9 protein-coding genes and 1 pseudogene are annotated in these 13,252 nt (G+C 64.7%); 9 read left to right on the forward strand and 1 reads right to left on the reverse strand.

Features of this window, described 5'->3' with window-relative positions:
- Position 1 precedes the first annotated feature (1 nt).
- A pseudogene (locus tag HB630_RS01500) lies at positions 2–130 on the reverse strand (GIY-YIG nuclease family protein); the annotation flags it as partial.
- A gap of 20 nt (positions 131–150) precedes the next feature.
- Between HB630_RS01500 and murB the strand changes: the two are divergent.
- From murB to ligA, 9 genes are all read left to right on the forward strand, one after another.
- Entirely contained in the window at positions 151–1,071 is a 921-nt protein-coding gene (murB, locus tag HB630_RS01505; RefSeq protein ID WP_213769615.1) for a UDP-N-acetylmuramate dehydrogenase, read from the forward strand.
- Between the two features lie 126 nt (positions 1,072–1,197).
- Positions 1,198–2,187 (forward strand): D-alanine--D-alanine ligase, encoded by a 990-nt coding sequence (locus HB630_RS01510; protein WP_213770670.1) that lies wholly within the window; start codon positions 1,198–1,200, stop codon positions 2,185–2,187.
- Between the two features lie 356 nt (positions 2,188–2,543).
- Entirely contained in the window at positions 2,544–3,536 is a 993-nt protein-coding gene (locus tag HB630_RS01515) for a cell division protein FtsQ/DivIB (RefSeq protein ID WP_213769616.1), read from the forward strand.
- Positions 3,533–4,855 carry a cell division protein FtsA gene (gene ftsA, locus HB630_RS01520; protein ID WP_213769617.1) on the forward strand — a complete coding sequence of 441 codons (1,323 nt, stop codon included), beginning with the start codon at positions 3,533–3,535 and terminating at the stop codon, positions 4,853–4,855. Before HB630_RS01515 ends, ftsA begins: the two co-directional genes overlap by 4 nt.
- Positions 4,856–4,936: 81 nt before the next feature.
- Positions 4,937–6,757 carry a cell division protein FtsZ gene (ftsZ, locus tag HB630_RS01525; RefSeq protein WP_213769618.1) on the forward strand — a complete coding sequence of 607 codons (1,821 nt, stop codon included), beginning with the start codon at positions 4,937–4,939 and terminating at the stop codon, positions 6,755–6,757.
- Positions 6,758–7,109: 352 nt separating this feature from the next.
- A complete protein-coding gene (gene lpxC / locus HB630_RS01530) occupies positions 7,110–8,066 on the forward strand; it encodes a UDP-3-O-acyl-N-acetylglucosamine deacetylase (RefSeq protein ID WP_213769619.1) in 957 nt (318 codons plus the stop codon).
- A gap of 267 nt (positions 8,067–8,333) precedes the next feature.
- Positions 8,334–9,245, forward strand: coding sequence for an outer membrane protein assembly factor BamD (locus HB630_RS01535; protein ID WP_213769620.1), 912 nt, complete (start codon positions 8,334–8,336; stop codon positions 9,243–9,245).
- 13 nt (positions 9,246–9,258) lie between these two features.
- Positions 9,259–10,932 (forward strand): DNA repair protein RecN, encoded by a 1,674-nt coding sequence (gene recN, locus HB630_RS01540; protein WP_213769621.1) that lies wholly within the window; start codon positions 9,259–9,261, stop codon positions 10,930–10,932.
- A 55-nt stretch (positions 10,933–10,987) separates the two neighbouring features.
- Positions 10,988–13,135: an NAD-dependent DNA ligase LigA gene (gene ligA / locus HB630_RS01545; protein WP_213769623.1), complete on the forward strand. Its 2,148-nt coding sequence runs from the start codon at positions 10,988–10,990 to the stop codon at positions 13,133–13,135.
- Positions 13,136–13,252 lie beyond the last annotated feature (117 nt).

Genomic DNA, 13,252 nt, shown 5'->3' on the forward strand with positions numbered 1-13,252 from the left:
GCCGGCGGACGAGATCGTTTGTCACGCCGACGTAAAGAATGCCATTCGGACGATTGGTCAGAATATAAACGTACCCGCCTGCCATATTGACATTCCGCGAGACGTGGATGGCCGGGACAAACCCGGCCATGACGAGGCGAGCGATCCGACATGACCTTCCCCGACATCACGCCCGAGCTCAAAGCCGCGATGCCGGAATTGCGCGGGCGGCTGCTGGCGAACCAGTCGCTGGCCGAACTGACATGGTTTCGGGTCGGCGGTCCGGCGCAGGTGCTGTTCACGCCGTCGGACGAAGACGATCTGGCTTATTTCCTCGCGCATCTGCCGAGTGAGCTGCCGGTCTATGTGGTCGGCGTCGGCTCCAATCTGATTGTGCGCGATGGCGGCATGCCGGGGGTGGTGATCCGGCTGTCGCCGCGCGTCTTCGGCGAAATTCACGCGGAGGGCGATATCGTCGGCGCCGGTACGGCGGCGCTCGACAAGCGCGTGGCCGAGGCAGCCGCCACCGCCGGAATTGGCGGGCTGGAATTCTTCTTCGGCATTCCCGGCACCATCGGCGGCGCGCTGCGCATGAATGCCGGCGCCAATGGCGGCGAGACCAGGGATGTTCTGATCGAGGCGTCCGGCATCGGCCGCGATGGCACGAAACACAGGTTTACGAATGCTGGGATGCAATTCGACTATCGCAACAGCGGCGTCGATCCCTCGGTCATCTTCACCGGCGCACGGTTTCGTGGTCTGCCCACCGCGCCGGAAGCGATCCGGGCCCGGATGGCCGAGGTGCAGCACCATCGCGAGACCGCGCAGCCGATCCGCGAAAAGACCGGCGGTTCGACCTTCAAGAATCCGCCCGGACACAGCGCCTGGAAACTGATCGACGCCGCCGGCTGCCGCGGCCTGCGCGTCGGTGGCGCGCAGGTGTCGGAGATGCACTGCAATTTCCTGATCAATACCGGAGCCGCGACCGGCCATGATATCGAAACGCTGGGCGAGACGGTTCGCGCGCGGGTGAAGGAAAATTCCGGAATTGAGCTACACTGGGAAATCAAGCGGATCGGGATTCCGCTATAGTCGTCATTTCGGGGCGCGGCGAAGACGCGAACCCGGAATCTCGAAGTGATGTGGAGAGAAGATTCCGGGTTCGATGCTTTGCATCGCCCCGGAATGACGAAAGAAGAAAATCAGCGGAACGGCATGATGCGGATCACCATTCTTTTCGGCGGCACCAACAAAGAGCGCCTGGTCTCGGTGGCGAGCGCTCAAGCGCTGCATCAAGCCTTGCCGGAAGCCGATCTGTGGTTCTGGGATGCCGACGACAGCGTCCATGAAACGCAGCCCGCGACGCTGCTCGGTCATGCGCGGCCGTTCGAGGAGCCGTTCAAGGCCGGCACGCCTGCTATCGGCGCGATCGAGCATGCACTCGACCGGGCGCAATCCGAAAATCGCCTGCTGGTGCTCGGCCTGCACGGCGGCCTGGCGGAAAACGGCGAACTGCAGGCGATGTGCGAAACGCGCGGGATTCCCTTCACCGGCTCCGGTTCGGCCGCCTCGCATCTCGCCTTCGACAAGGTCGCCGCCAAGCGCTTCGCCGCCATTGCCGGCGTGACATCGCCGGCTGGCATCGCGCTGGAAGACGCCGAAAAAGCGCTCGCCGAACACGGCAGGCTGATCGCCAAGCCGGTCAAGGACGGTTCGAGCTACGGCCTGATCTTCGTCAACGCCAGGCAGGATCTCGCCGCCGTGCGCAACGCGGCGAGGGACGAGGAATATCTGATCGAACCGTTCGTCGCCGGCGTGGAAGCGACCTGCGGCGTGCTGGAAAGGCTGGACGGTTCGGTGGTGACGCTGCCGCCGATCGAGATCATCCCGGCCGAAGGCGGGTTCGACTACACCGCCAAATATCTCGCCAAAGCCACCCAGGAAATCTGCCCGGGGCGTTTTGCGCCCGAGATATCGGCGCAAATCATGCAGCAGGCGCTCAAAGCCCACACCGCGCTGTCCTGCCGCGGCTACTCCCGTTCCGACTTCGTGGTCTCGGCCAAGGGTCCGGTCTATCTGGAGACCAATACGCTGCCCGGCCTGACCAAGGCTTCGCTTTATCCCAAGGCGCTGAAGGCGGAAGGAATCGAATTCGTCGATTTCCTGCGTGACCAGATCACGCTGGCGGCCCGGCGCGCGCAAAAGTAGCGTCTGATGGGATTGATCTTATAAATTGTGGAAGCGAAGGCCGCGGAACGGCCTGCCGGGCTCGATTGCTAAAAACTTCACGAATATGAAGCAAGCTCCTCACGGGACGGATCAAATCGTATCCTGTCCAAGCGGTTTTTACCTTTTGTTTACCAGTAAGCCCGAAGGTTAACGCTGGCGGCGCATGTGGCGCTTGGCTGCCGGGGCGTGAGCTGTCGCGGATTTCCGCTTCGACGACGCATCGAGGGATAGGGGGGCCTTTTGGCCTTGAAGTCGACACCCGACCCGGCATGACCGAGACGTCATCTGTGCCAGACCCGCAAATTTTGCGGGAAAACATTTGACGAGCTCGTGCAATGGATGATGCAGGACGCCTCGCCCGATCACCGAGATCGCAGAGGCCTCAAGCTGACCTGAGGGCGGCCGCCATTGGCGCGGCCGTGCTGCTGCGCGAGTGGCTTGGCCGCCGGCGCCGGCGCGCGCCTGCGAATCCCCGTTTCGAACGCGAGCAACAACCGCATCGTCTGATCGCATTCATCGAGCGTTATGTGCCGAACCGCGTCGGCATTACCGCGACCGTGCTGATCCTGCTTGCCAGCACCGGCTTCGGCATCGTCCGGGGCGGTCATGTCGAGGAGTTCAGCGCGGCGTTGAGCGACACCCGCAACGCGCTGGCGAATTCCGCGGGCTTCCGCATCAAGACGGTCGTCATCAATGGCCGCAAGCAGCTGACCCAGGATGAGGTGCTGGCGACCGGCGGCGTCAATGGCCGCTCGTCGCTGTTGTTTCTCGACGCCGAAGCGGTTCGCGACAAGTTGAAAGCCAATCCCTGGATTGCCGACGCCACGATCCTGAAGCTCTATCCCAGCCAGCTCCAGATCACGATCGTCGAGCGATCGGCGTTCGCGCTGTGGCAGCTCGACGGCCATCTGTCGGTGATTGCCGATGACGGCGCGGTGCTGGAGCCATATGTGATGCGCCGCTTCGTCTCGCTGCCGCTGGTGGTCGGCAAGGGGGCCGAAACCCGCGCCAGGGATTTCCTGGCGCTGCTCGCCCGCTACCCGCAGGTGAGCGCAGCGACCAAGGCCGCGATTTTCGTCGGCGAACGGCGCTGGAACCTGCGGCTCAATGACGGTCTCGACATCAAGCTGCCGGAAAACGACGTCGGTAACGCGCTGGCCGAATTGAGCAAGCTCGACCGGGAGGACAAGCTGTTCTCGCGCGACATCGTCGCCGTCGATATGCGGCTGCCGGACCGGTTCAGCGTGCAATTGTCCGATGACGCGGCCAAGGCCCGCGAAGATCTGTTCAAGGACAAGAAGCCGAAGAAGAAGGCCGGTGACGCATGACCGGCCTTGACCGCAGCCAGACGCCGAAGACCCGGCCGATGCCGCACAAGCGTACCGCGATGGTGGCGTCGCTCGACATCGGCACCAGCAAGATCGCCTGCATGATCGCGCGGCTGAGGCCGTGCCCGCCGAACGAAGCCCTGCGCGGCCGGACCCATGCGGCGGAGCTGATCGGCTACAGCCAGATCCAGTCGCGCGGCGTCAAGGCCGGGGCGGTGGTCGATCCCGGCGAATGCGAACAGGCGGTGCGCCAGGCCGTGGCGCTGGCCGAGCGCATGGCCAAGGTCCGCGTCGAGTCGGTATTGCTGTCGGTTTCGGCGGGAAGGCTGCAGGGCCAGCTGGTCGAGGCCGCCTCCGACATCCAGGGCGGCGCGGTCACGGCCGCCGACATCAGCCGCATCACCTCGGCGGGCATGCGCCACGCCACCGGCGTGGGCCGTACCGTTCTGCATGCGCTGCCGGTCAGCTACGCGCTCGACGGCGTCAAGGGCGTCCGCGATCCGCGCGGCATGGTGGCGCGGCAGTTCGGCGTCGACATGAACGTCGTCACCTCGGACGCGACGGTCGCCAAGAACCTGATGCTGGTGGTCGAACGCTGCCATCTCAATGTCGAGGCCATGGCGGCGGCTCCCTATGTCGCCGGCCTCTCGGTCCTGACCGATGACGAGGCCGATATCGGCGCCGCCGTGGTCGAGATGGGGGCGGGAACCACCACGATCGCGACCTATTCCGGCGGCCGCTTCGTCCATGCCTCGGGCTTCGCGCTCGGCGGCCAGCACGTCACCATGGATCTGGCGCGCGGCATCAGCGCATGCATTGCGGATGCCGAGCGAATCAAGACGTTATACAGCACCGTGCTGCCCGGCGGGTCCGACTCGCGCGAATTGATGTCCGTGCCGACGGCCGGCGACAGCGAGCGCGATATTCCGCAGATCGTCTCCCGCGCCACGATTGCGAATATCGTCCGGCATCGCGCCGAGGAGATTTTTGAAATGGTCAGGGACCGGCTGGCGGATTCTCCCTTTGCGGCGGAGCCGAAAGCGCGTGTCGTGTTGAGCGGGGGCGCTTCGCAGCTCACCGGCACCCTCGAGCTTGCCACCCGGATTCTCGGCCGGCCGGTGCGCATCGGCCGTCCGCTCGGCTTCAGCCGGCTGCCCAGCGAGGCGAAGGGCGCGTCGTTCGCCGTTCCCACGGGCCTGCTGGTCTATCCGCAATACGCTCATCTTGAACATGTCGAACCGCGGCATACGCGGCAGCTCAAGACAGGGACCGACGGCTATTTCGGAAAGGTCGGACGATGGCTTCGCGAGGGCTTCTGATGAATCTTTTCCGACCCATTTCACCAACTCCCGCGGCCGCCGGCCGGGGCGAACCCACGCGCGCGTGATCGAGAGGCAACCATGACCATCAATCTCAACGTCCCTGATATTCGCGAGTTGAAGCCGCGGATTACCGTGTTCGGCGTCGGCGGCGCCGGCGGCAATGCCGTCAACAACATGATCACCGCGGGATTGCAGGGGGTCGATTTCGTCGTCGCCAACACCGATGCGCAGGCGCTCACCATGTCAAAGGCGCAGCGCATCGTGCAGATGGGGACGCAGGCGACCCAGGGTCTCGGTGCGGGTTCGCAGCCCGACGTCGGCGCGGCCGCCGCGCAGGAAGTCCTCGACGAGCTCCGCGATCACCTCACGGGCGCCAACATGGTGTTCGTCACCGCCGGCATGGGCGGCGGCACCGGCACCGGTGCTGCGCCCGTTATCGCCAAGACCGCTCGCGACATGGGGATCCTGACCGTCGGCGTCGTCACCAAGCCGTTCCATTTCGAGGGCCAGCGCCGCATGCGCACCGCCGAGGCCGGTATCCTCGAACTGCACAAGGTGGTCGATACGCTGCTGATCATCCCGAACCAGAACCTGTTCCGGGTCGCCAACGAAAAGACCACCTTCGCCGACGCCTTCGCGATGGCCGACCAGGTGCTCTATTCGGGTGTCGCCTGCATCACCGACCTGATGGTCAAGGAAGGCCTGATCAATCTCGATTTTGCCGACGTTCGCGCCGTGATGCGCGAAATGGGCAAGGCGATGATGGGCACCGGCGAAGCCTCCGGCGACAAGCGCGCGCTGACCGCGGCCGAGGCCGCGATCGCCAACCCGCTGATCGACGATTCCTCGATGAAGGGCGCCCGCGGCCTGTTGATCTCGATCACCGGCGGCAAGGACCTGACCCTGTTCGAGGTCGACGAAGCCGCGACCCGGATTCGCGAGGAAGTCGATCAGGACGCCAACATCATCGTCGGAGCCACCTTCGACGAAACGCTCGACGGCATCATCCGCGTCTCTGTCGTCGCCACCGGTATCGAGCAGGCGTCGATCTCGCGCAATGCGGGTGGACCAGTTCCGACGACGGCCAATGTCGTAACGCCGGCCGCCGCGCCCGATTCGCGGCTGGCGGATCTGACGGCCCGCTTGCGTGCCGACAATGCGCGGCTGGCCGAACGCGCCCAGAAGCTGGAAACATCGATGCCGGCACAGGCGGCTCCGGCCCCGGCGGCGCCCGCCGCCGCGCCGCAGCCACAGCGTCCGGGCGGAGGCAATGTCGAACGCGCCGCGCTCGCGGCGATCGCCGCGGCGGTCTCGCCGGAGCCCGCGCCCCGGTTTGCGCAGGCGCCGATGCAACCCGCATCCTATGGCGACGTCACGGTGCGCCCGATCGCGCAGAAGCCGTCGCTGTTTCCGGACCATGAGGCCGTGAAAGCCGAGGTGCAGGAGGTTCCGACTCCGGAAAACTTCATTCCGCAGCAAGCCGAGCGTGGACCGGCCCGCGCGCCTCGGATGCCGAAATTCGAGGACCTGCCGATGCCGGCGCAGAACGAGATCCGGCAGGCCAAGGGGGAACTCGAGGATGAGCATCCGCAAAAGAACCGGATGTCATTGTTGCAGCGCCTTGCCAATGTCGGCCTCGGCCGCCGCGACGAGGAGACCGAACCGCCGATTTCGGCGCGCGCTGCGGGTCCAGCCATGCCGTTGCCACCGGTTCCGGAGCGAAAGCCGCCGCGCACCGTGGCCCAGCAAATCGCCTCCAACGAGCCGGTATCCGAATATGCTCGCCGGCCACCGCCACAGGGATTGGACGCCCACGGCCGCCCGATACCTGTTGCGCCGCCGCCACAAGGCGACGATCATCTGGATATCCCCGCCTTCCTGCGTCGGCAGGTGAACTGACGATTGTTACAATTCAACCTATCGAAAAAGGCCCCGGCTGTGTCAGCCGGGGCCTTTTTCTTGGCGCCGTCAGCGCCACCGGCTTGGTTACCAAGCGACTGATATTAAATGATTAATTATGTATTTTGCAGTAAGGTGACGAGGCTGGAGGCGGCGTTGCCGGCGGCGGAATTTGGTCAACCTTGGGCGCCAATACGGCAGAGGTTGGGTAACAATCCGTAAAAAAGCGTGAGTTGGCGCTGTTTAAGGCAAAGTTTATGGTCTGCGGTGACTTGGGGATGCTGAAGTGAGTCGGCTTAAGCCATCGGGCCGATCCCACACTTTAGCAAAGTCAGCAGTGGGCGGTATCGGAATGAAATTAAGCCGGCAAACAACGCTTCGGTCGCGCGCTACCGTGACGGGTGTCGGCGTTCATTCCGGGTTAACCGTAAATCTGACCATTGGACCTACATCCGTCGATGCAGGTTTTGTTTTTGTCCGCACCGGGCTCGATGGCGCCGACCGCGAGGTTCAGGCGGTCGCCGAATCCGTCACCGCAACCGAATTCGCCACCGTTCTGGGTGACCGCGACGGTTCGCTGGTCTCGACCGCCGAACATGTGCTCGCGGCGTTGCGCGGCATGGGCGTCGACAACGCCATGATCGAAATCGACGGCCCCGAAGTTCCGATCATGGACGGCAGCGCCGCGGCCTTTGTTGCCGCGATCGATCAGGCCGGCATTGTGACGCAACCGGCGTCGCGCCGCTTCATTCAGGTTTTGAAACCGGTCCAGGCCGCCATCGGCGATTCCTTTGGCGAACTGCGTCCCTATGCGGCGGGGTTCCGCGCCGAGGTCGAGATCGACTTCGCCAATCCCGTGATCGGACGCCAGAGCTATATGCTCGATCTCAGCCCCGAGCGGTTCCGCCGCGAGGTTGCCCGCGCCCGGACCTTCGGCTGCATGAGCGATGTGGCCCGGCTGTGGAGTGCAGGCTTCGCGCTCGGAGCGTCGTTCGAGAATTCGGTGGTGTTCGACGAAGAACGCCTGCTTAACCCCGAAGGGTTGCGCTACGCGGACGAATGCGTGCGCCACAAGGTGCTCGACGTCGTCGGCGATCTGGCTTTGGCCGGCCTGCCGTTGCTCGGCGCCTATCGCTCGGTGCGCGGCGGCCATAAGCTCAACCATGCGGTACTGACGACGATGCTGGCCGATCGCAGCGCTTGGCGCGTGGTCGAAGCCGAGGCGGCGCGCCGGTCGCGCGCTTATGCCGAAGCCGGAAGCGGCACGGTGGGCGGCATGGTCGCAGCCTACGGGCCGGACGTATCCTGAGCACCTCCGGCGTTTCCACGGGCAACGCTCCGGCTTTCACAGAGGCTTCCTTGCACGGAAGCCTCCTTCCACAGTAACCAAGATTGGTCGCGATGCCTTCGGGCCGCCTTAATCCGGGCGAAATGCCTGCGTACCCGGTTGGTCACCGGACCTTTTTCGGTTACACAGGCCAGCGGTCGCACGGCAGGGCGCCGCGGGTGGGAATCATCGCGTCGGGTTTTATCGGCGCGTAATGGGCACCGCAGCAAGGCGTCAGGTCTTAAATCCATGTCGGCACGGCGTATGACGCACGAATTACGCACATCACCTTCCGGTTCAGGTCTTCTGCACGGGCTTGGCCGGCGGTTGCGCGTGGCCGCAAGCCTTGTTGTTCTCGCGATCCCGCTGAGCGGCTGCGGCACCGGCGCCCTGTGGGACAAGTTTTTCGCCAAGGACGAGACCTTCAACGACGATCCGGCGGACAAGCTCTATAATGAGGGCCTGTACCTGCTGAACGAGAAAAAGGACGCCAAGGGCGCCTCGAAGAAGTTCGAGGAGGTCGACCGCGAGCATCCTTATTCCGACTGGGCGCGCAAATCGCTGCTGATGTCGGCCTATGCCTATTATGACGCGGGCGATTACGACAGCTGCATCGGGGCCGCGACCCGCTACGTCACCCTGCATCCGGGCAGTCCGGACGCCGCCTATGCGCAATATCTGATCGCGGCGTCGAATTACGATCAGATCCCGGACATTTCGCGCGACCAGGGCCGCACCGAAAAGGCCATTGCCGCGCTCGACGAGGTGGTCCGCAAATATCCGACCTCGGAATATGCCGTCAGCGCCAAGGCCAAGATGGAGGCCGCCCGCGACCAGCTCGCCGGCAAGGAAATGAGCGTCGGCCGCTATTACATGGAAAAGCGCAACTACACCGCGGCCATCAACCGCTTCAAGACCGTGGTCACCCAGTATCAGACCACGCGGCATGTCGAGGAAGCGCTGGAGCGGCTCACCGAGGCCTATATGGCGATCGGCATCGTCGGCGAGGCGCAAACCGCCGCCGCCGTGCTTGGCCACAATTTTCCGGACAGCCGCTGGTACAAGGACGCCTATAATCTTGTAAAGTCCGGCGGTCTCGAGCCGAGCGAGAATCAGGGGTCCTGGATCAGCAGGGCCTTCAAGAAAGTTGGCCTCGGCTAGGAATTCATCCGGCATGCTGGCGCGTCTGTCGATCCGTGACATCGTCCTGATCGAACGGCTCGATATCGAGTTTTCGCGCGGGCTTGCGGTGCTGACCGGCGAAACCGGCGCGGGCAAATCCATCCTGCTCGATGCTTTCGCTCTGGCGCTCGGCGGCCGCGGCGACGCCGGCCTGGTTCGCCACGGCGCCGAGCAGGGGCAGGTCACGGCCGTGTTCGATGTGCCGAAAGGACATCCGGCGTCCGTGATCCTCAGCGACAACGGGCTCGACGACACCGGTGAAATGATCCTGCGCCGCGTGCAGTTCGCCGACGGCCGCACCCGGGCCTTCATCAACGATCAGGCGATCAGCGTGCAGACCCTGAAAGCGGTCGGCGCCACGCTGGTCGAAATTCACGGCCAGCACGACGAGCGCGCGCTGGTCGACGCCGCCACCCACCGCCGCCTGCTCGACGCCTTCGCGGGCCTCGAGAAGGAGGTCGCGGCGCTGGAAAAGCTGTGGGAGGCGCGGCGCGCGGCGAACACGGCGCTCGAGGGCCATCGCGCGGCCATGGAGCGCGCGGCCCGCGAGGCCGATTATCTGCGCCATGCCGCCGATGAATTGAAGGCGCTGGCGCCCAAGGACGGCGAGGAGGCGGCGCTGGCCGGACGCCGCACCACGATGATGCAGGGCGAGAAGATCGCGACCGATCTGCGCGAGGCGCAGGAGGCCGTGAGCGGCAACCAGTCGCCGGTCGCGGCGCTGTCGGCGGCGGTGCGGCGTCTGGAACGCCGGGCCGCCAATTCACCGTCGCTGGTCGAACCCGCGGTGAAGGCGATCGATGCCGCCATCAACGCGCTGGAGGAGGCCGACCAGCACCTTACCGCGGCGCTGATCGCGGCCGATTTCGACCCGGCCGAGCTGGAGCGGATCGAGGAACGGCTGTTCGCCTTGCGCGCGGCCGCGCGCAAATATTCGACCCCGGTCGACGGCCTGGCGGCGCTGGCCGCGAAATATGCCGCCGATGTCGCGCTGATCGACGCCGGCGCCGGCGAGTTGAAGAAGCTGGAAGCCGAGGCTGCGGAAGCCGACAAGCACTATAGCGCCGCCGCCACGAAACTCTCGGCGGCGCGCGCCAGATCGGCGGAAAAGCTCAACAAGGCCGTCAATGCCGAGCTTGCGCCGCTGAAACTCGAGCGCGCCAAATTCATGACGCAGGTGGAATCGGACCCGGCTGCGCCCGGCCCGCAGGGCATCGACCGCGTCGAATTCTGGGTACAAACCAATCCCGGCACCCGGCCGGGGCCGCTGATGAAGGTCGCCTCCGGCGGCGAGTTGTCGCGGTTCCTGTTGGCGCTCAAGGTGGTGCTGTCCGACCGCGGTTCGGCGCCGACGCTGGTGTTCGACGAAATCGATACCGGGGTCGGCGGCGCGGTGGCGGACGCGATCGGGGCCCGGCTAGCGCGCCTGGCCTCCAAGGTGCAGGTGATGGCGGTGACGCACGCGCCGCAGGTCGCCGCACGCGCCGACCAGCATCTGTTGATCTCAAAGGACGCACTCGACAAGGGCAAGCGCGTCGCCACCCGCGTCAATGCGCTCGCCGCCGATCACCGTCGCGAGGAAATCGCCCGCATGCTGGCCGGCGCCGAGATCACCGCCGAGGCCAGGGCCGCCGCTGAACGCCTGCTGCGTGCCGCGACGGCGTGACGACATGGTGCGAGTTTTTGCCGTCATTCTGGAATGACGTATTATAATTTGCATCATGGCGACCAAACCAAAATCGAAGCCACTTCCCGACGTTGCAAAGCTCACCAAGGCGCAGGCCAAGGTCGAGTGGAAACGGCTGGCGCTGGCGCTGGAGGGGCACGACAGGCGCTATTACCAGGAAGATGCGCCGACGGTTACCGATGCCGAATATGACGCGCTGCGACGGCGCTTCAACGCGATCGAGGCCAGGTTTCCGGAATTCGTCACTGCGGATTCACCGTCGCAAAAAGTCGGCGCGGCGCCGTCCGGTCGCTTCAAGAAGGTCCGCCACGCGGTACCGATGCTGTCGCTCGACAACGCGTTTGCCGAACAGGACGTGCGCGATTTCGTCGGCCGCATCGAGCGCTTCCTCAAATTGAGCGACGACAAGATCGCATTCAGTGCCGAGCCGAAAATCGACGGGCTGTCGATGTCGCTGCGCTACGAGGGCGGCGAGCTCACGACTGCGGCAACGCGCGGCGACGGCACCGAGGGCGAGGACGTCACCGCCAATATCCGCACGCTCGAGGATGTGCCGCACAGGCTGAAAGGCCGCAACGTGCCTGAAGTCTGCGAGGTCCGCGGCGAAGTCTACATGACCAAGAAGGCGTTCCTGGCGCTGAACAAGAAGCAGGTCGAGGCGGGAGAAGCCCCGTTCGCCAATCCGCGCAATTCAGCCGCCGGCTCGCTGCGCCAGAAGGACCCGGGCATCACCGCGTCGCGGCCGCTGGGTTTCTTCGCCTATGCCTGGGGCGAGATGAGCGCGATGCCGGAAGATACGCAGTCCGGCATGATCCACTGGTTCGAGCGCTGCGGTTTCAGGACCAATCCGCTGACAAAACTCTGTCACGCGGTCGAGGAACTGCTCGCGTTCCATCGCCTGATCGAGGAGCAGCGCGCCGAACTCGATTACGACATCGATGGCGTCGTCTACAAGGTCGACCGTCTCGACTGGCAGGAGCGGCTCGGTTTCGTGTCGCGCACGCCGCGCTGGGCGATCGCGCATAAATTCCCGGCCGAGCAGGCCATGACCGTGCTCAGGGATATTGTGATTCAGGTCGGGCGCACCGGCTCCCTCACGCCGGTCGGAAAACTTGATCCGGTCGGCGTCGGCGGCGTCATCGTGCAGAACGTGACCCTGCACAATGAGGATTACATCAAGGGCATCGGCGGCGACGGCGAGCCGTTGCGTGAGGGGCGCGATATCCGGATCGGCGACACCGTCATCATCCAGCGGGCCGGCGATGTGATTCCGCAAGTGGTCGATGTCGTCATCGACAAGCGGCCAAATCACGCGAAGGAATTTCATTTCCCGAAAAAATGTCCGTGTCCGCTGCATACCGACGTGGTGCGCGAGGAGACCGCGGCCGGCGAAGAGGGCGCCCGCGCCCGCTGCACCGGCGAGTTCGCCTGTCCGTTTCAGAAGATCGAACACCTGAAACTATTCGCCTCGCGCCGCGCCTTCGACATCGACGGGCTTGGCGAGAAGCAGATCGAATTCTTTTTCGAGCAGGGCTGGGTCAAGGAGCCCGCCGATATCTTCACGCTGGCGGCGCGCAACGACAAGATCAAGCTCGGCGAGCACGAAGGCTATGGCGAGACCTCGGTGCGTAATCTGTTCAACGCCATCGAGGAGCGCCGCCGGATTTCGCTGGAGCGTTTCATCTACGCGCTTGGCATCCGCCAGGTCGGCGAGACCACGGCGCTGGCGCTGGCGCGCGGCTACGGCTCCTGGGCCGCGTTCCACGACGCCTGCCTCAAGGTCGCCAAGGCTGACGAGGAAGCGATGGCCGAGATGGACGCGCTCGACCAGATCGGCGATACCGTCATTCAAAGCATCGCGGCCTATTTCGGCGAAAGCCACAACCGCGGCATCGTCGAGCGGCTGACCAGGGAGGTCATTATCCTCGATGCCGAAAAACCGAAAAGCAATTCGGCCGTGGCCGGCAAGACCGTGGTCTTCACCGGCTCACTGGAGAAGATGACGCGCGACGAGGCCAAGGCCACGGCCGAGCGGCTGGGAGCCAAGGCAGCGGGTTCGGTATCGAAGAAGACGGATTACGTGGTCGCGGGGCCCGGCGCCGGTTCGAAACTGGCGGAAGCCCAAAAGCACGGCGTCACCGTGCTGACCGAAGACGAATGGCTGAAGCTGATCGGCGAATGAGCGGGCGGCTTTCTTTGTCCGTCATTACTTTTTCCGTCATGGCCGGGCTCGTCCGGCTATCCACGTCTTCTGGCTCGCGGGGGTAAGAAAGAGATGGATCACCGGGACAGGTCCGGT

This window comes from Bradyrhizobium sp. dw_78, assembly GCF_018449525.1.
GTDB lineage: Bacteria > Pseudomonadota > Alphaproteobacteria > Rhizobiales > Xanthobacteraceae > Bradyrhizobium.